The sequence below is a fragment of the Paenarthrobacter sp. TRD_SC_7 genome, from assembly GCF_056156245.1.
The window spans coordinates 3340037-3358353 of sequence record NZ_CM149587.1 but is presented as its reverse complement, the minus strand read 5'-3'; the positions used below and the strand labels follow the sequence as shown (position 1 = coordinate 3358353).

The 18317-nt window shown below is 62.8% G+C and carries 17 protein-coding genes; 10 read left to right on the top strand and 7 right to left on the bottom strand.

Annotated elements, in window-relative coordinates; translation table 11 throughout:
* Nucleotides 1-22: 22 nt before the first annotated feature.
* The 4 genes from AC0J5Z_RS16190 to AC0J5Z_RS16175 all read right to left on the bottom strand — a co-directional run bounded on the left by AC0J5Z_RS16190 (nt 23) and on the right by AC0J5Z_RS16175 (nt 2563).
* Complete coding sequence (locus AC0J5Z_RS16190; protein ID WP_475034178.1) at nt 23-628, bottom strand: hypothetical protein; 606 nt, start codon at nt 626-628, stop codon at nt 23-25.
* Between the two features lie 43 nt (nt 629-671).
* Nucleotides 672-1079 (bottom strand): DUF4383 domain-containing protein, encoded by a 408-nt coding sequence (locus AC0J5Z_RS16185; protein WP_475034176.1) that lies wholly within the window; start codon nt 1077-1079, stop codon nt 672-674.
* A 146-nt stretch (nt 1080-1225) separates the two neighbouring features.
* A complete protein-coding gene (locus AC0J5Z_RS16180; RefSeq protein WP_475034174.1) occupies nt 1226-1948 on the bottom strand; it encodes a hypothetical protein in 723 nt (240 codons plus the stop codon).
* Between the two features lie 144 nt (nt 1949-2092).
* Nucleotides 2093-2563, bottom strand: coding sequence for an Lrp/AsnC family transcriptional regulator (locus tag AC0J5Z_RS16175; protein WP_475039744.1), 471 nt, complete (start codon nt 2561-2563; stop codon nt 2093-2095).
* Nucleotides 2564-2758: 195 nt separating this feature from the next.
* On the opposite strand from AC0J5Z_RS16175, the gene pdhA reads away from it, so the two are divergent.
* The 3 genes from pdhA to AC0J5Z_RS16160 are packed head-to-tail and all read left to right on the top strand — an operon-like array spanning nt 2759 to nt 6380.
* Nucleotides 2759-3928: a pyruvate dehydrogenase (acetyl-transferring) E1 component subunit alpha gene (gene pdhA, locus AC0J5Z_RS16170; RefSeq protein ID WP_475034172.1), complete on the top strand. Its 1170-nt coding sequence runs from the start codon at nt 2759-2761 to the stop codon at nt 3926-3928.
* Entirely contained in the window at nt 3928-4938 is a 1011-nt protein-coding gene (locus AC0J5Z_RS16165; protein ID WP_475034170.1) for an alpha-ketoacid dehydrogenase subunit beta, read from the top strand. The genes pdhA and AC0J5Z_RS16165 overlap by 1 nt, the downstream gene beginning before the upstream one ends.
* Complete coding sequence (locus AC0J5Z_RS16160; RefSeq protein ID WP_475034168.1) at nt 4935-6380, top strand: dihydrolipoamide acetyltransferase family protein; 1446 nt, start codon at nt 4935-4937, stop codon at nt 6378-6380. Before AC0J5Z_RS16165 ends, AC0J5Z_RS16160 begins: the two co-directional genes overlap by 4 nt.
* A 94-nt stretch (nt 6381-6474) precedes the next feature.
* Here the strand turns inward: AC0J5Z_RS16160 and AC0J5Z_RS16155 are convergent, their stop codons facing one another.
* From AC0J5Z_RS16155 to AC0J5Z_RS16145, 3 genes are all read right to left on the bottom strand, one after another.
* Nucleotides 6475-7347 carry an NAD-dependent epimerase/dehydratase family protein gene (locus AC0J5Z_RS16155; RefSeq protein ID WP_475034165.1) on the bottom strand — a complete coding sequence of 291 codons (873 nt, stop codon included), beginning with the start codon at nt 7345-7347 and terminating at the stop codon, nt 6475-6477.
* A gap of 364 nt (nt 7348-7711) precedes the next feature.
* Entirely contained in the window at nt 7712-9493 is a 1782-nt protein-coding gene (locus AC0J5Z_RS16150) for an HNH endonuclease signature motif containing protein (protein ID WP_475034163.1), read from the bottom strand.
* A 78-nt stretch (nt 9494-9571) separates the two neighbouring features.
* Nucleotides 9572-10204 carry an SACE_7040 family transcriptional regulator gene (locus tag AC0J5Z_RS16145; protein WP_475034161.1) on the bottom strand — a complete coding sequence of 211 codons (633 nt, stop codon included), beginning with the start codon at nt 10202-10204 and terminating at the stop codon, nt 9572-9574.
* Nucleotides 10205-10344: 140 nt separating this feature from the next.
* Here AC0J5Z_RS16145 and AC0J5Z_RS16140 point away from each other — a divergent pair, with 140 nt between their 5' ends.
* From AC0J5Z_RS16140 to AC0J5Z_RS16110, 7 genes are all read left to right on the top strand, one after another.
* Nucleotides 10345-11955 (top strand): carboxyl transferase domain-containing protein, encoded by a 1611-nt coding sequence (locus AC0J5Z_RS16140; RefSeq protein WP_475034159.1) that lies wholly within the window; start codon nt 10345-10347, stop codon nt 11953-11955.
* Nucleotides 11956-11957: 2 nt separating this feature from the next.
* Complete coding sequence (locus AC0J5Z_RS16135; protein ID WP_475034157.1) at nt 11958-14162, top strand: acetyl/propionyl/methylcrotonyl-CoA carboxylase subunit alpha; 2205 nt, start codon at nt 11958-11960, stop codon at nt 14160-14162.
* On the top strand, nt 14159-15322 hold the full coding sequence (locus tag AC0J5Z_RS16130; RefSeq protein WP_475034154.1) for an acyl-CoA dehydrogenase family protein: 1164 nt from the start codon (nt 14159-14161) through the stop codon (nt 15320-15322). The genes AC0J5Z_RS16135 and AC0J5Z_RS16130 overlap by 4 nt, the downstream gene beginning before the upstream one ends.
* Before the next feature lie 20 nt (nt 15323-15342).
* Nucleotides 15343-16125: a CoA transferase subunit A gene (locus AC0J5Z_RS16125; protein WP_475034152.1), complete on the top strand. Its 783-nt coding sequence runs from the start codon at nt 15343-15345 to the stop codon at nt 16123-16125.
* A 2-nt stretch (nt 16126-16127) separates the two neighbouring features.
* Complete coding sequence (locus tag AC0J5Z_RS16120) at nt 16128-16880, top strand: CoA transferase subunit B (protein ID WP_475034150.1); 753 nt, start codon at nt 16128-16130, stop codon at nt 16878-16880.
* The gene (locus tag AC0J5Z_RS16115) at nt 16877-17362 is read left to right on the top strand and encodes a MaoC family dehydratase (RefSeq protein WP_475034147.1); all 486 of its coding nucleotides are present in this window, start codon (nt 16877-16879) and stop codon (nt 17360-17362) included. Before AC0J5Z_RS16120 ends, AC0J5Z_RS16115 begins: the two co-directional genes overlap by 4 nt.
* A gap of 66 nt (nt 17363-17428) precedes the next feature.
* On the top strand, nt 17429-18283 hold the full coding sequence (locus AC0J5Z_RS16110; protein ID WP_475034143.1) for an HpcH/HpaI aldolase/citrate lyase family protein: 855 nt from the start codon (nt 17429-17431) through the stop codon (nt 18281-18283).
* Nucleotides 18284-18317: the final 34 nt, after the last annotated feature.

Here is an 18317-nt window from a genome sequence, read left to right as displayed (position 1 = left end):
GGTGCGCCGGTCCAGTCGCCGCCTAGTGGTGGCGACCCGGGTCCAGGGCGGGATTGGAGCCCTGGCCGTTCTTTCCGTCCGGTGCCTGGCCGTGCTCTCCATGCGGGACGGCGTGCTGCCCGGCCATCGAGGCTGCCAGGCCGGGTGTTGCCACTGTTGCAACAACGACGGCGGCTCCGAACGCGGCTGCCAGAAGCCGCCCGGTCCTTGGCTGGCCGTGGGCGCCGCCGTCGTTGGTCTTGTGCTGCCGCCTCAACCAGCCCGCTCCGGCAAGTGCCATGAGCGTCAGGCCTAGGGCGGCAAGGTGGCTCACGTCGAGTGAGCGCTGGGTGGAGACGCCGGCCGCCATGACTGCGACATGCGCAACGGCCGCCGCTGCCAAGGCTGGAACCGCATACCGAGCGAAGACGAGGGAGTTGCGGTGCAGTCCCCACAAGGACCAAGCCAAGAAAGCCAGGCCAGCCGCGAGAGTTGAAATACCTGCAACCACCAAGCCGGGTGTCACCGAGTCAGGTCCGGTGAGGTACCCGGCAGCGAGCGAAAGCTCAACCATCCCGGCGGCCATTGCAGCGAAGTACACGAACAACAGGGTGGCTGCCCTGAGCGTGGGTTGGTTTCTGCTTTCCATGGTTCTTACCGTCCTCTCGCTCTCTTAGGCGCGTAATAGGTGATCAGGCGCGGGCGGAAGCTACGGCAGCCTTATCCTGGGACAGCGCGACACCCAGCAGGACCACTGCGCTGGCAAGGTGCAGCACGTTGTCTGCACCGTTGAGGGCAATGATGTTCAGCGAGCTGCCAACGAGGAAGAGGCCGACGATACCCACCAGCAGGTAGACGCCTCCAACGGCGGTGTTAATGGACTTGGACAGCGTGACGCTGTTCATGCCGGCGTAGAGAAGGGCAGCGCCAATGGCCAGGTGAATGATGTTGTGAAGCGGGTTCACGGCAAAGATGATCAAGTTGGCGCCCTCGGTGGCGAAGAAGCCGATTCCCGAGGTGACGAAGAATCCGAGCACGCCTACCAAGAGGTAAACGGCTCCGAAAATGGTGGCGATCAAGCGATTGGGCGAAGTACGCATTGGTCCGAACCTTCCGGTGATGGCCGGGAAATCCGGCCGTCCTGCGGAGCCCCGGCTGGGGCTCTCAAGCAGTGATTCGGACCATTCGTGCAGGTGGATGGGTGTTGGACCGGATTACTTTTTCCGAGGCCTACAAACCCCGATGCCTATGGGCGGAGGCGGATGCTGCTCATCTTGAGGTCGTTGGTGCCCTCGAAGACGTACTGGAGATCGATGGCCTTGCCGTCGCATTGCAGCTTGCCGGCGAGGTCTGCTTTGTTGTTTCCGTTCTCCGAGTTCACGCTCACGGAGTTGTAGTTCGGTTTGCATGTGCTGTCCAACTCAAGGCTGGCAATGCCGTCCACGAAGGATTGTTTGTCCAGTTCGTCCTTCAAGGGCTGGCTAAGGTAGTTGTCATATGCCTGCTCTGTTTGCCCGGACACCACCAAATTGGTGAACTCGTCCGCCAGGGACCTGGCTTTGGATGTTGCGTTGCCCACGAGGTTGACGAGCACCAGAACTCCCACCAGGGCCAGCACGATGACGCCCGCAACAACACTGAGGACGATCCATAGAACTTTGCGGCTCTTCTTTGGTGGCTGCTGGCCGTATTGACCCGGCGGGTACTGGCCGGGTTGGTACTGACCCTGCGAATAAGGATTTTCGCCCTGCGGGTATGGGTTCTGGGCGTAAGGTCCCTGGCCTGGGGCCGCGTACTGCTGGTTGCCTTGTGGAGAAGCGGACGACGGCGGCTGTTGCCACTGCGGGGAACCGCCGTTCTGTGGTGTGGCTCCGTTCTGTGGCGTGTGCCCGGGTCCAGGCGGAACCGGAGGCGGGTTATACCCGGGTTGGTTGTGGTTTGGCTGGCTGGGTTCTTGCGGATTGCTCACGGTAGTGCCCCTTTCGGCAGCCTTCGGCAGCGCCACCACCTGGCCGGGGCCTGGGCGGTCCCCGATGCGTCCTCTTGCATCAAATCGCATGTCCGCTTCCGGGGGCAAGGGTGCGCCAGGAATAACTCCAGGTAGCGAGGGAATTCAGGCCTCCGTGCGCCGTCCCAGCAGTGGTTGCACCCGGTAGGGGATCATTTCCCGCATGGCCAGGGCCGTATCCGTCCGGTCCACACCGTCGCAGCCGAGGATTTTCCCATTGATGCGGTAGAGATCCTCCGCATCCAAGGCAACAACACGCAGCAAAAGGTCCGCCGATCCCGTCAGTCCGAACCCTTCCAGGATCTCCGGAATGTCAGCCAGGTCCTGTGCAAGAGAGGCCAATTTCTGCTGCTGTACATGGACGGTGATGAACGCCGTTAGCGGGTAGCCGAGGGCCACCGGGTTGATCCTCCGCTCGAATGAGAGGAACGCGTGCTTCTTCTCGAGCTGGGCCATGCGGGCCTGCACTGTATTGCGGGACAAACCCAGCTTTTGCGCGAGTGCCACCACCGTCCCGCGGGGGTCTTTGGCCATGGCCGAAAGCAGTCGGGTGTCAGTGCCATCCAAGGGTTGCATAATGCGCAAGATTAGCACGGGTCTGCACCCTATAACAGGGCAGAATGTTCAACTTCAGCCGAGGTAGTTGTACCCGATGCGCGTTGTGAGTAGGGTCACAATTAACTCCAGCGAAGGTGCCGGAGGGCCGGTGTGCGGCAGGACCACAAGTCCCGCCAGCGCCGACGAAAACGAGCCGGAAGGTTGCGATCACCTGTGTTGACGGATCAGGCGGGCAAAGGAGTGCACCATGACACTCCGGGCCCAGGACATAGTGCACAAAATCCCTTGAGGACTGGCGGCGATCTGCTCCAGTTGGTGTCGCCGGAAGGCGAGCGCATCAGCCATCCCGAGTTTGATATCTGGGTCAAGGACATCAGCGACGAACACCTGTGCTCCTTGTATGAGGACATGACGGTCATTCGCCGAATTGATGCGGAGGCTACGGCGCTCCAGCGGCAGGGAGAGCTCGCATTGTGGCCCCCGTTGCTGGGACAGGAGGCCGCCCAGATCGGCTCAAGCCGCTCGCTGCGGGACGACGACTTCGTCTTCCCGAGCTACCGCGAAAGCGGGGTGGCTTATGTACGTGGCGCCCACCTTTCCGAAATTGCCAGGGTGTGGCGTGGCAATGCCTCTTATGGTTGGGATCCCCTGCGCATCAACTTGGCGACGCCCCAGATCATCATTGGTTCCCAGAGCTTGCACGCGACCGGCTATGCCATGGGTGTCCAGTTGGATGGTGCCAACACTGCGGTCCTTGCCTACTTTGGCGATGGTGCCACGAGTGAAGGCGACGTGAACGAGGCTATGGTGTTCGCCGCGAGCTACCAGGCTCCCGTAGTGTTCTTCTGCCAGAACAACCATTGGGCAATTTCCGAGCCCGTCCGCGTACAGTCCCACGTTCAGCTGGCTGACAGGCCCACCGGATTCGGTATCCCGAGCATGCGGGTCGATGGCAATGATGTCCTGGCTGTTATGGCTGCGACTCGTCTGGCCTTGGACCGGGCGCGCAAGGGCGGGGGACCAACTTTCATTGAAGCTGTGACCTACCGCATGGGCCCGCACACCACCGCCGATGACCCCACCCGTTACCGTGACCCCATCGAGTTGGAGGATTGGGCCGCCAAGGATCCAATCCTGAGGCTGCGCAAGCTCCTGGAGGCCAAGGGCCTGCTGTCGAAGGATGTGGAAGCCCGCGTCAAGGCCAAGGCCGATGCCGTGGCCGCGGAACTTCGGGCCAGCTGTATCGATATGCCGGACCCGCAGCCGTTGGACGTTTTCAACCACGTCTACAGCACCCCCAATTCCTGGATTGAACGCCAGAAGGACCATTACTCGCGCTACCTGAACAGTTTCAACCAGCCAGTCGAGGAAGGTGCACTCTGATGTCCAAGCTCACTTTTGCCCGGGCCATCAATGCCGGCCTCCGGAAGTCCCTCGAAAACGATCCCAAAGTAGTCCTCATGGGAGAAGACATCGGCTCGCTAGGAGGCGTCTTCCGCGTCACGGATGGGCTGCAGAAAGATTTCGGCAAGCACAGGGTGATCGATTCGCCGCTGGCTGAGTCCGGCATCATCGGCACCGCGGTCGGCTTGGCCTACCGCGGATACCGGCCCGTGTGCGAGATCCAGTTCGATGGTTTCATCTACCCGGCGTTCGACCAGATCGTCAGCCAGGTGGCCAAGATGCATTACCGCACGCAGGGCCGCGTCAAGATGCCCATTACCATCCGTGTTCCGTTCGGTGGCGGCATCGGGTCGCCGGAGCACCACTCCGAATCGCCGGAGGCGTACTTCACGCACACCTCCGGCCTCAGGGTTGTAGCTGTGTCGAATCCGCAGGATGCCTACACGATGATCCAGCAGGCCATCGCGTCCGATGATCCCGTGCTCTACTTCGAGCCGAAGCGGCGTTATCACGATAAGGGCGACGTGGATGAGACCCTTGACCTCTCCACAGCCCTTCCGCTGGACAAGGCTTCCGTGGTCAGCCCCGGTTCTGATGTCACGCTGGTTGCCTACGGTCCTCTCGTCAAAACGGCCAAGGACGCTGCCATGGCCGCGGCCGACGAAGGCATTTCGGTGGAAGTTATCGATCTCCGCTCGCTGGCCCCCGTCGACTACCCCGTAGTCGAGGCTTCAGTCCGCAAGACCGGACGACTGGTGATCACCCATGAGGCGGGTCAATCCGGAGGCGTGGGTGCAGAGATCGCTGCCAGTATCACCGAACGCTGTTTCCATTACCTGGAGTCTGCTCCTGTCCGAATTACCGGCTTCGATGTTCCGTACCCGTATTCGAAGCTCGAAATGCACCACTTGCCGGATCTGGACAGGATTCTCGACGGCGTGGACCGCGCCCTTGGCCGCAGCAACTCGCTGAGTGGACTGGAAGGATGACCGCCACCATGATCAAGGAATTTAGGCTGCCGGACCTTGGCGAGGGCCTGACCGAATCCGAAATCCTGAGCTGGAAGGTAGCGGTGGGGGACACCGTCACTCTGAACCAGGTCATCGCCGAGGTTGAAACCGCCAAGGCCGTTGTCGAGTTGCCCTCTCCCTTCGCAGGAGTGGTGGCAGAACTTCATGAGTTGCCCGGCACTGTGGTGGAGGTTGGTAAGCCGATCGTTTCGTTCGAGGTTGACGACGCCGGGTCCTCCAACGGGGGCGGCGCGCCGGTTGCCGGGGACGGGTCCACTGGTGCCGGGTCCGTTGGTGCCGGGTCCGTTGGTGACCGGGCCGCCGTCGAGACATCTGCGAATGGGGCGCCTGCCACTGGGGCCGCTGAAGCGGTGGGAACTCCCGCTAAACGTGAGCCGAACCTGGTGGGGTACGGCGCCGTCGTCGAACATAGTGGCCGTCCCGCTCGCCGCGCCCGCGGGCAGGTCCAGAACGTGACACCCCCAACGCCAGAGGCTCCGGCGATCGCCGAGCCCGTAGTGTCTCGTCAGTCAGAGGCTGAAGCTTCTGAGCGCCCGCGTTCAACCCCGCCAGTGCGTAAATTGGCGCGCGACCTTGGCATTGAACTGGAACTCGTTTCCGGAACCGGACCGGGCGGGCTCATCACCCGCGAGGATGTTCAGAACTTCTCCGGTACGCAGGAAGCTCCAGCTGAAGCTCCAGTTTCTGCTGCACAGGGTGAGCGGGAAACCCGAACGCCCATTAAGGGTGTTCGCAAGTTCACGGCCGCAGCCATGGTGCAGAGCGCGTTCACTGCCCCGCATGTGACGGTGTTCCTCACGGTGGACGTCACGGCAACCATGGAATTGCTGGCGAGACTCAAGGGCAATAAGGCGTTCGAAGGTTACAAGCTGACGCCGCTGACCATTGCGGCAAAGGCGGTCCTGGTGGCGCTGCGGAACAACCCGTCGCTGAACTCGCGTTGGGATGAGGCGAGCCAGGAAATTGTCCAGTTCAATTACGTGAACCTGGGCATCGCGGCCGCAACGCCCCGGGGCCTGACCGTCCCCAACATCAAGGACGCTGACCGGATGACGCTGCGGGAGCTCTCAACGGCACTGACTGAACTGACTGATACCGCGCGTGCCGGCAAGACGTCGCCGTCGGAGTTGTCGGGCGGCACCATTTCCATCACGAACATCGGCGTGTTTGGAATTGACGCCGGGACTCCCATCCTGAACCCCGGCGAGGCTGCAATCGTGGCCTTGGGCGCTGTGCGGAAGGCGCCGTGGGTTGTTGACGACGAACTCGCCGTTCGGCAGGTCATGTCGCTCAGCCTGTCCTTCGACCACCGCTTGGTGGATGGGGAGCAGGGTTCACGATTCCTTGCGGACCTCGGCTCAATCCTGGCTGACCCCGCCATGGTCATGACCATGATCTGACGCACCCGAAGCAGCGCCGGCCCATCCCTTTACGAGTGCTTGCAGGAAACTGCAGTTAAGGGGTGGGCCGTCGCGTGTCAGCCGGTGGGCGGCGTCAGTCTTCGGTTGGCGTGGTGCGGTTGGAGTGGACGTTGCGCCAGCTATGCTCGGGCTCAAAGCCCAAGAGCCTGCGAGCCTTGTCGATGGACAGCATGGTTTCGTGCTCGCCCAGTTCCTTAAGGACCTCGACGCCGGGGAAGACTTCGGCTGCCAATTCGGCGCTGCTTCGACTCATCACGGTATCGGCGGCGGCAATGATGAAGGTCTCGAAGCCCGGTTCCCCATGCTCCAGGGACCGCACCACGGCAAGGGCGCCATCCCGGGCGTCAATGTAGCCCCAGAGGTTCCATTTCCGGAGCGTTGCGTCGTCGTCGAAGGACGGGAAGACGTCGTAGTCCTCGGGGTCCATGACGTTGGAGAAGCGCAGCGCCGTGATGCTCAGCTCCGGATCCCAGCGCGTCATTTGGATGGCCATCTGCTCCTCCAGGTGCTTAACCAGCGAGTAGGTGCTTTCCGGTCGGGCCGCATACTCCTCATCCACGGGAATGTAGGGAGGTTCGATGTCGAAGGGGAGTCCCAGCACGGTCTCGCTGGAGGCATAGACCACCTTCTTGATGCCCGCCCTCCGTGCCGCTTGGAACACGTTGTAGGTGGACACCATGTTGTTTTCAAAGATTGCAGCATCGGGGGCCAGCCCCGGTGCTGGAATGGCTGCCAAATGAACTATCGCGTCCAAGCCGTCGTGTTGATCATCCAGGCCCAAGACGACATCCAAGACCTGGCCGTAGTTTCGGAGGTCAACGTTGACGTAACCCCGACCGCGCGTGCCTGCGCGGTCCATGTTGAGCACCTCGTGGCCGTCCTGCGTAAGACGTCGGACCACGCTCCTACCCAGTTTTCCGCTTCCGCCGGTTACGGCAATCCTCACAGTGCACTCCTCGATAGTGGCTGGTACCGAACCTTGTTGCTTTATGGATTCAGTATGGGTTCGAGCTTCAGCCTAGGCGGCGCGGCCGCAGAAAACAGCCTGTCAGGCTGGCCCTGGGAGTCCTAGGAATATAGGAACGCCCCAAGGCTATACGGATTGCCTGTGCTGGTTGCAGGTCGGGACGTGTTGGTTGCAGGGCGCAGCGCCCTTCTGTGCTTCGCCTCGCGGGCGGGCACCCGGCACCCATCTGTGCTTCGCCTCGCGCCCGGGCACCCGGCACCCTTCCGCGCATCGGCACCCGGCACCCTTCCGCATACCAGGCAGCTGTCCCCCGACGCCCCGGTCACGACGCTTGCCAGGGTCACTATGTTCTGTGGGGTGTGTGGTGGTGGTTGCGTCGGGGTGTTTGGTTGGGGTCGAGGTGGGGTGGGGGGATGAACCAGGGGACGCCGGTTGTCATGTCGATGCGCCAGTTTTCTTTGTGGATGAGGTGGTGGTGGTGGCTGCAGAGCAGGGTGCCGTTGTTGGTTGATGTGGTGCCGCCGTGGGACCAGTAGGTGGTGTGGTGGGTTTCGCACCAGGGTGCGGGCATGGTGCAGTCGGGGAAGGCGCAGCCTTGGTCGCGGGCGGTGATGGCTTTGCGGATGTGGGGTGGGAAGATCCGGGTGGTGCGGCCGATGTCCAGGACGCGGGAGTCGCTGCCGAGCAGGACGGGGATGATGTCGGCGTCGCAGGCGATTTTGCGGATGGTGTTCGGGTGGATGGGGCCGGTGAACGTCGCTGTCCCGGTGCTGAGCCGTTGGTGGTCGTTGAGTCGTTCGAAGAGGTCGCGGTGGTCGATGGTGACGGTGAGTTGGGGTCGGAGGCCGCCGTTGGAGGGCAGTTTCCCGGTGCTCATCGCGACGGCGCAGGCGCCGACCAAGCCGTCGAGGAGTTTCTGTGCCCGGGTGCGACGGTCCAGGACCGGGCCGGCTTCGGTGTTTTGGAGTCTGGGGTTGGTGGCGGTGTTCATGGCCGTGGCCAGGGTTTCGTATTGTTCGGCGGTGGCGAAGATTTCGAGGTGGTGGAGTCCGTGGCGGCGTCGACGGCGGAGGAACGCGCCTTGGAGTTGGCGGCGAACTTCCTCGGACGGTTCGGCGCCGTCCTGGTCGATTCTGTCGGTCCAGCGTTTGGCCATTTTGGTGACGAAGTCCGGGTCGGATTCAACGGCCGTGGCGGTGAGGGCGTGTTCCATCCGGGTGATGGTGTCTTCATCGGTGAGTTGCCGGACAGTGTCCAGGGCGGTGCTGATGATCGTCGCCGACCGGGTAGGCACCAGGGCTGAGGAGAGGGCTTCGGCCAGCATTTCGCGCCGGGCCGGGATCTGTTGCCCGGCCAGTCCAGCCTGCGGAAGGACATCGGGTGCGAGGGCGAGCCTGCGCCGGGCTTCACCGATGCTGATCCGCAACCGGGCCCGAAGGAACTCAGCGGCGTTCCGGTACCCGTCATCCAAAGGGCTCACTGTTGAAGCGGCGGCCCGTCCTCCAGAACCCTCGCCGACTACGGAACCGGCCTCATCCACGGAAGGTGCCGCGTTAGTGGAGCGTGCTTCACCAGCGGCAGCTGATGCCGGGTTGGGTTCTGGCTCCGGTTCAGACCACCCCGTCCGCCATCCCGGCGCGGCCCCAGACAACCCGGGTCCTGCTTGCTGTGCTTCTTTCCGGGTCCGTTCCACCGCCTGCGCCGCGACGACCTGCAAGTACTCCAACGACCGGGACATCTCCTCGACCCTGCCCGCAAAATCAGCGGCCTCAACAAAACCAAACAACCGCGCCGCATCGGCTGCAGCCGACAACCGCGTGGGGTCTATCAGGGCCGCGCCGTCTTCAAGAAGCGCCGCCAGGTCCAGTCCGGTGGCCGTGGATCTGTCGCCCGTGGTTCCCGAAGTCCGGGCGAACTTGGCCTTGCCGTTGAGCAGCGCAGCGTCGTTTCCCGGCCCGGCGCCGTGGAAGCGGCCGATCACGGTGACGTGCGCCGTCGAATCCTTAAACCCGGCCTTGACCAAGTGCGGCTTGATGATAAAGCGCCGTGACCGGGCCGCGGCCAGGGCAGCAACAACAGGGGACGTTTCCGTCCGAAGTGCTGTCAACTGCCCCATCTCTTCCATGAATAAATCATTTCATCGGGGTCCGACATTTTATGAGGAACCTGGAAGACAGCTCCAACCTCCGGGCAAAACCAACAATCAGACCGAAGTCAGAGCTGCCAATGCCATCTGTTCCAGGATTGGCCTGGCTGACTTCACAGCGATCTTCCTGCCGTGGTGGCGCACCGAGTGGGGTGTGGAGTTGATCAAACCAAAGGCCGCATGCGCCCGGACACGGAGGCCGGAGACATCTGCGTCTGTGTGAATGCGGGCCAGGACGTCAACCCACGTTTCCACGTAACTGCGCTGGAGGGACCTGACTTCTGCCTGGTCGGCGTCGCTCAAACTTCCGAAGTCCCGGTCTTGGACGCGGATGACGTCAGGATTGCTGAGGGCGAAATCGACCTGGAACTGGATGAGTCCCTTCAGCGCGGTCCGGGGATTGTCCGCTTCCGACACCACCCGCAAGCCGCCATCCAAGAGGTCCCGGCTGACGCTGAGTAGTAGCTCTCCGAGGACCGCTTGCTTGCCGGGAAAATGCCGGTAGACGGCGGGCCCACTGACGCCTGCTGCTGCTCCGAGGTCCTCGAGCGACACGCGGGTAAAACCGTTCTCCGCAAAGAGTCCGGCAGCAGCGGACAACAGGGCCAATCTGCGGAGCTCCTTCGCCTGGCCGCGTTGCGTGGCGGCGGCGCGGGTGCCGTTGATGCTTGCTTCCTGACCTGCGGTCACATCTTCCTCCTTGCGCCAGTCCAGGCCCAGCGCTTGCGGGACCGCCTGTGCTGGACATCACAGTTAATAAAGACTAACCTAAATTTCAGTTACGTGGCACTAACCGAAATGGCCTGCGGCCGGGAATGGAACAGGGGTCAATGGAGACAATTGCCAGTCTGACGGGAGCCGCCAGCGGCACCTTTGAGACCAACCAGCAAGCGCAACTGGCCTTGGTGGAGGAACTGAGGGAGCGCCTGGCGACGGCGGCCCTTGGCGGCCCTGCCAAGTCCCGGGAGCGGCACATCGCCCGCGGGAAACTTCTGCCGCGGGAACGCATTGACTACTTGCTCGATGACGGCAGCCCGTTCCTCGAGATCGCACCCTTGGCTGCGAATGGCATGTACAACGACGATTCGCCGGGGGCCGGGGTTATTGCTGGCATTGGCCTGGTCCAAGGCCGCCATGTCCTGGTGATCTCCAATGACGCCACGGTCAAGGGCGGCACTTACTATCCCATGACCGTGAAGAAGCACCTCCGGGCTCAGGAAATCGCCCTGGAGAACAAACTTCCCTGCATCTACCTCGTCGATTCCGGAGGCGCGTTCCTCCCCAAGCAGGACGAAGTCTTTCCGGACAAGGAGCACTTCGGTCGGATCTTCTACAACCAGGCCAAAATGTCCGCGGCCAAGATCCCGCAGATCGCCTCCGTCATGGGATCCTGCACGGCTGGCGGTGCGTATGTACCCGCCATGAGCGATGAGACGGTCATCGTCCGGAACCAGGGCACCATCTTCCTGGGTGGGCCTCCCTTGGTCAAAGCAGCCATTGGCGAGATCGTCACCGCCGAGGAACTGGGCGGCGGCGATGTTCACTCCCGGATTTCCGGGGTCACGGACCACCTGGCCGAGAACGACCAACATGCCCTGGAGATTGTTCGCGACATCGTGGCGACGTTGCCGAAGCCGGCGCAGCCGGCATGGGACGTGTCCGACCTCGTCCTGCCGCCCGTCGTCGATCCTTCAGGGATCTACGGTGTGGTTCCCACGGACGTCAACGCCCAATACGATGTCAGGGAAGTCATCGCAAGGCTGGTTGATGGATCCGAATTCCACGAGTTCAAGAAGTACTACGGCACCACCTTGGTGACCGGATTCGCACACCTGCACGGCCATCCGGTGGGCATCGTGGCCAACAACGGTGTCCTTTTCAGCGAATCGTCCCTGAAGGGCGCCCACTTCATTGAGCTCTGCGATCAGCGCGGCATTCCGCTGATCTTCCTCCAGAACCTCTCGGGGTTCATGGTGGGCAAGGACTACGAGCAAGGCGGCATCGCCAAGAACGGCGCCAAGATGGTGACCGCGGTCGCCACAGCCCGGGTGCCCAAGCTGACGGTCGTCATCGGTGGCTCCTTCGGCGCAGGCAACTACTCCATGTGCGGCAGGGCCTACTCGCCACGGTTCCTGTGGATGTGGCCCGCGGCCCGCATCTCGGTGATGGGTGGAAACCAGGCCTCCAGCGTCCTGGCCACCGTCAAGAGGGATCAGTACGAGGCTGCCGGCCAGGAATGGTCCGCGGAGGACGAAGAAGCCTTCAAAGCTCCCATCAAGCAACAGTACGAGGACCAAGGAAGCCCCTATTACTCCACCGCAAGACTGTGGGACGACGGCATTATCGATCCTGCTGACACACGGCGTGTCCTGGGAATGGCCCTGGACGTCGTTTCCCGCCAACAACTGCCCGAGACCTCCTTCGGCCTCTTCAGGATGTGACCATGACTCTGCCAACAACAGCCACGGCTCCGCCTACTGCTGGAGCCCGAACCTTTAGCACCGTCCTCGTTGCCAACCGCGGTGAGATCGCCTGTCGCGTCATACGGACCTTGAACGACATGGGCATCCGCTCCGTTGCCGTGTACTCGGACGCCGACAAAGACGCCAAGCACGTGGCCCTCGCCGATACCGCCGTCGCCATCGGTGGCACGGCACCGTCGGAGAGCTACCTGAAGATCGACGCCATCATTGACGCGTGCCGTCGAAGCGGGGCGGAGGCAGTCCACCCGGGCTACGGCTTCCTGTCCGAAAATGTCGAGTTCGCCAAGGCGCTTGACGCAGCGGGCATCACCTTCATCGGGCCGGGAATTGGTGCCATTGAAGTAATGGGCGACAAGATCCGGTCCAAGAACCACGTGATGGCCTACGACGTTCCGTGCGTACCGGGGATAGCAAAACCAGGACTCACCGATCAAGAGCTGATTGAGGCAGCCCCGGGAGTCGGTTTCCCGTTGCTGATCAAACCCTCCGCAGGTGGTGGCGGCAAGGGCATGCACGTGGTGGAACGGGCTGAGGACCTGGCCTCCACACTGGTGACCGCTAGGCGCGTGGCAGCCTCCGCTTTTGGCGACGACACCCTCTTCCTGGAGCGGCTCATCCGGGCTCCCAGGCACATCGAGGTCCAAATCCTGGCGGACAACCACGGTAACGTCACCCACCTCGGAGAGCGCGAGTGCTCACTCCAACGGCGCCACCAGAAGGTCATTGAGGAAGCCCCGTCGGCCCTCTTTGAATCGTTGCCGGACGGCGCCGAGGAGCGCGCCCGCATTGGTGAGGCGGCTTGCAATGCAGCGCGTTCGGTCAACTACAGCGGCGCGGGAACCGTCGAATTCCTGGTATCCGACGAACATCCGGATGAGTTCTTCTTCATGGAAATGAACACCCGGTTGCAGGTGGAGCATCCCGTCACGGAGATGGTCACGGGCATCGACCTCGTGGAATGGCAGGTAAGAATCGCCGCGGGTGAGGTCCTCGCGGTAGCACAGTCCGACGTCGAGCTTAAAGGCCATGCGGTGGAGGCGCGGGTTTACGCGGAGGTGCCCGAGCGAAACTTCGTGCCGTCAATGGGGCGCGTCGTGGCGCTCGCCGAGCAGGGCGCGGCGGATCCAACCGTGTCCGGCCAGCAGCAAGCCCACGCCAACGTGCGGATCGATTCTGCCATGCGGAACAACCTGCAGATCACGGGCGACTACGATCCGATGCTCGCCAAGGTCATCGCGTGGGGTGAGGACAGGGCTGAGGCGCTGGACACCCTGGACGCGGCGCTTGGACGCTACACGCTGCTGGGCGTGGACACGAATGTGGAGTATCTGCGCCTGCTGATCAATGACCCCGAGGTCCGAGCCGGGCACCTCGATACCGGGCTGATCGAGCGCCGGCTGCCGTCGATGGATTTCAGGCACGTTGGTCCCCGCGAACTGATCGCCGCCGCGCTCACGCTGTGGCTGGAACGCAGGGGCTCGGCGCCCGCAGGTGACGTGTGGAAAACTCCCGACGCCTGGCGCCTCGGTGGTCGCGGCGCGTGGACAACCACGTTTGGTGTTCCGGGCCGAGGGATCGCGACGGTGTCCATCACAGAACAGGCGTCTTCCACCCAAAAAGAATCCACCGTGACGGCAACAGTCGACGGCGCGGACCCGGTCAGCGTCCGGGTGGCCGAGCGCAGCGGCAACAGCATCGTCGTGGAGTTCGACGGCGGCCTGTTCACCTTCGCGGTTGGGGCGGTGTCCGGTGTGCCGGGCAGTGTCCGCGAACTGTACGTGGGCAATGATGGCTGGTCCTGCAGGCTCGAGGTCCTGGACCGGGCAGAGCGTCTGCGGCGAATGCTCGCCGGCATCCAGCGTGAGGAAGGGGCTGCGGACCCGGAGGTGCGCTCGCCGATGCCCGGAACAGTAGTGTCCGTGTCTGTCTCCGACGGTGAATCCGTCCAGGAAGGTCAGGCGCTCTTGGCCGTCGAAGCCATGAAGATGGAGCACCAACTGGTGGCGTCCGTAGCAGGAACCGTCCACCTCACCAGCAAACCCGGCGACCTGGTCAAAGCAGACCAGGTGCTCGCCACCATTCACGTAGCCGGCGCCGCTGATGAGGCGGCCAACACCGGCAAGAACACAGACCAGACCAGTACAGACAAGGAAGTCCAGCCATGAGCACGTTTGAACTCAACGAGGAATACCAGGACCTCAGCGACTCCGTCCGCGAGTTCGCCGACGAGGTAGTGGCCCCGGTGTCCGCCAAGCACGACGAAGAACACAGCTTCCCCTACGAGGTTGTGAAGCAGATGGGGGAGATGGGCTTGTTCGGCCTGCCGTTCCCCGAGGAGTTCGGCGGGATGGGCGGAGACTACTTCGCCCTTGCCTTGGCATTGGAGCAGTTGGGCCGTGTCGACCAGTCGGTGGCCATCACCTTGGAAGCCGGCGTATCGCTGGGCGCTATGCCCGTGTACCGCTTCGGGACGGATGCACAGAAGGAAGAGTGGCTGCCGCAGTTGGCATCCGGACGTTCCTTGGCCGGGTTCGGCCTGACCGAGCGTGAAGCCGGTTCCGATGCAGGCGGCACTAAGACCAACGCTCACTTGGATGACGGCGAATGGGTCATCAACGGCAACAAGGAGTTCATCACCAACTCCGGCACCGACATCACCACGCTGGTCACCGTCACGACAGTCACGGGCCAGAAAGAGAACGCGGACGGCAGCACCAAGAAGGAAATCTCCACCATCCTGGTCCCCACGGACACGCCCGGGTTCACCGCAGAAAAGCCCTACAACAAGGTGGGCTGGAACGCCTCAGACACCCACCCGCTCACGCTGGACAACGTCCGCGTTCCCGAAGCGAACCTCCTGGGCGAGCGCGGCCGCGGCTATGCCAACTTCCTCTCCATCCTGGACGAGGGCCGCATCGCGATTGCCGCGCTGGCCACCGGCGCAGCCCAAGGTTGCGTGGATTTGTCCGTGAAGTACGCCAAGGAACGCAGCGCGTTCGGGCAGAACATCGGCAAGTACCAAGCCATCCAGTTCAAGATCGCCCGCATGCAGGCAAGGGCCCACACCGCCCGCCTGGCGTACTACGACGCCGCCTCCAGGATGCTCGCGGGCAAGCCGTTCAAGACCGAAGCGGCCATCGCTAAGATGGTCGCAGGCGAGGCAGCCATGGACAATGCGCGGGATGCCACCCAGGTGTTCGGCGGCTATGGTTTCATCAACGAATTCACGGTGGCACGCCATTACCGCGACTCCAAGATCCTGGAGATCGGTGAAGGCACCACCGAGGTCCAGTTGATGCTCATTGCCCGCGAGCTGGGTCTGTAACCGTACGGGAAGGATCAAGGATGATTGACAAGGTTGTTGCGAGTGCCGCGGAAGCGGTGAAGGACATCCCGGACGGAGCTTCGCTCGCGGTGGGAGGTTTCGGCTTATGCGGTATCCCCGTCTCCCTGATCGATGCCCTCCACGGCCTAGGCACCACCGATCTTGAGACGGTCAGCAACAACTGTGGGGTGGACGACTGGGGCTTGGGCATCCTCCTCAAGGACGGCCGCATCCGGCGGACCATCAGCTCCTACGTGGGCGAGAACAAGGAATTCGCCCGGCAGTATCTGGCGGGGGAGCTGGAAGTAGTCCTTACTCCACAGGGGACCTTGGCCGAGAAGTTGCGTGCCGGCGGCGCGGGCATCCCGGCGTTTTACACCAGGGCCGGTGTGGGAACCCAGGTGTCCGAAGGCGGCCTTCCGCAAAAGTACGACGCCGAAGGGAATGTTGCTCTGGCCTCTTCGCCGAAGGAGGTTCGCACCTTCAACGACGCCGATTACGTCCTCGAAGAGTCCCTGACACCGGACTTCGGCTTGGTCCATGCCTGGAAGGGTGACCGCCACGGGAACCTTGTCTTCCATGCAACGGCGATGAACTTCAACCCTCTCTGTGCCATGGCGGCCAGGACCACCATTGCCGAAGTGGAGGAGCTGGTGGAACCGGGCGAACTGGACCCGGAGCACATTCACACACCCGGCATCTTCGTGCAGCGCGTGGTGGTGGCACCTTCCAACGAGAAGCGGATCGAGAAGCGGACCGTGGCGTTATCAGCATCGGCAAGCAGCCAACACGCAGGAGCGTAGACATGGAATCGAATAGTCTCCACGACATCCCGCCCCGCCCGGAAGCCGTGCGCCACGAGTACCGCCGTGCCGACGTCGAACATCACGAGGCCAAAGGCTGGACCCGCAACGAACTGGCCGCCCGCGTTGCCAAGGAGCTTAGCAACGGCCAATATGTGAACCTCGGAATCGGGATGCCCACGCTGATCCCCAACTACATCCCCGACGGCGTGGAGGTCATCCTTCATTCCGAGAACGGCATTCTGGGCGTGGGACCCTACCCGGCCGAGGACAAGGTGGATCCGGACCTCATCAACGCCGGCAAGGAAACCGTGACCACCAATGCGGGGGCCGCGTTCTTCGATTCGGCGTCGTCCTTCGGGATGATCCGCGGCGGCCATGTGGACGTGGCGGTCCTGGGTGCCATGGAGGTGGCCGCGAACGGTGACCTGGCCAACTGGATGATCCCCGGCAAGATGGTCAAAGGCATGGGTGGCGCCATGGATCTGGTGTTCGGCGCCAAGAAGGTCATTGTCATGATGGAGCACGTGGACCGCAGCGGACGGCCGAAAATCGTTCAGGACTGCACGCTCCCACTCACGGGGAAAGGGTGCGTGGACCGCATAATCACTGACCTGGCCGTCATCGACGTCGTCAAGGACGAAGGAGATCCGCGTCTGGTCCTCCGCGAGCTGGCCCCCAACGTGACGTTGGACGACGTCCTGGCCGCAACCGGCGCTGAATTGTTCGAAGAAGATCAGGAACTCACCGTATGACGCGGGTGGTGGAGCAGCGCGGGCTGTACTTCGATGAACTTGAAGAGGGCGTGATCTACGCACACAAACCTGGACGTACTGTCACCGAGACGGACAACGTCCTCTTCACCACCATGACCATGAACACCCAGGCGCTGCACCTTGACGCGGCGTGGAGTTCCGGGCAGCCGTTCGGGCAGCGCCTGATGAACTCAATGTTCACCCTGTCCACCATGGTGGGGCAGTCCGTGACCCAGCTGACGCAGGGGACCATCATTGCGCAGCTGGGGCTGACCGATGTCACCTTCCCTCACCCGCTGTACCACGGAGATACGCTGTACACGGAAACGGTGATAACGGGAAAACGGTTGTCGTCCTCCCGCCCGGGTCAAGGCGTGGTGACCATGCAGCACACCGGCCGCAACCAGGACGGCGCAGTGGTGGCGTTGGCAACCCGGACGTGCCTGATGTGGACCAAGGAAGCGCACACTGCGCAGGCTTGAAACACGGTGCAGTCCTAACAGCACCCCTTCCAAAATCTCTGTCGGACACCAGCAGCAAGGACCTCCATGCCTTCTTACGACGCGACTCCGTTCACCATGGGTCCGGCCCTCTTGTTCTGCCCTGCCGACCGGCCGGAGCGTTTCGGCAAGGCCGCTGATCGATCCGACGCCGTCATCCTGGACCTGGAAGATGCCGTAGCTCCTGCGGACAAGCCGCGGGCCCGCGAAGCGATTCTCAAGCAGCTCAGCACCGACGGACTGGAGCCAAGCCGCACCATCGTCCGGATCAATCCCGTGGGCACGCCCGAGTTCGAGCTCGATCTCGAGGCCTTGGCGAAGACGCCCTACCGCACGGTCATGCTGGCCAAGGCGGAGACTGCGGAGCAGCTCAGGTCCGTGGCCGACTATCAGGTCATCGCGCTGTGCGAGACTGCGGCGGGTATCGTCAACGCCTCCGCTATCGCCGCCGAACCGAACGTTGTGGGACTCATGTGGGGTGCCGAGGACTTGTTGGCTTCCCTGGGTGGTCTCTCCAGCAGGAACGACGACGGCGGGTACCGGGCTGTCGCGCTGCACTCACGGTCCGCTGTGCTGCTTGCCGCCAAAGCTGCGGGCAAGGAGGCCATCGACTCTGTGTACGTGAACATTCCGGACCTCGAGGGCCTGTTGGCCGAGTCCGGGGACGCCGTTGCCAGTGGCTTCGGAGCGAAAGCTTGCATCCACCCCAACCAAGTGGCAGTAGTCCGTGAGGCTTACGCGCCCACTCCCGAATCCGTAGCCCAAGCCACCGAGCTCTTGGAAGCAGCAGCGTCTGCGGGCACGGGGGTGTTCCAGTTCAAGGGCAAGATGATCGACGGACCCATTCTCAAGCACGCCGAAGCGACTCTTCGCCGGGCCGGGCACCCGCGAGTTGCCAGCTAACGCCCATGTTCCGGGGAAACATGGGCATTAACTG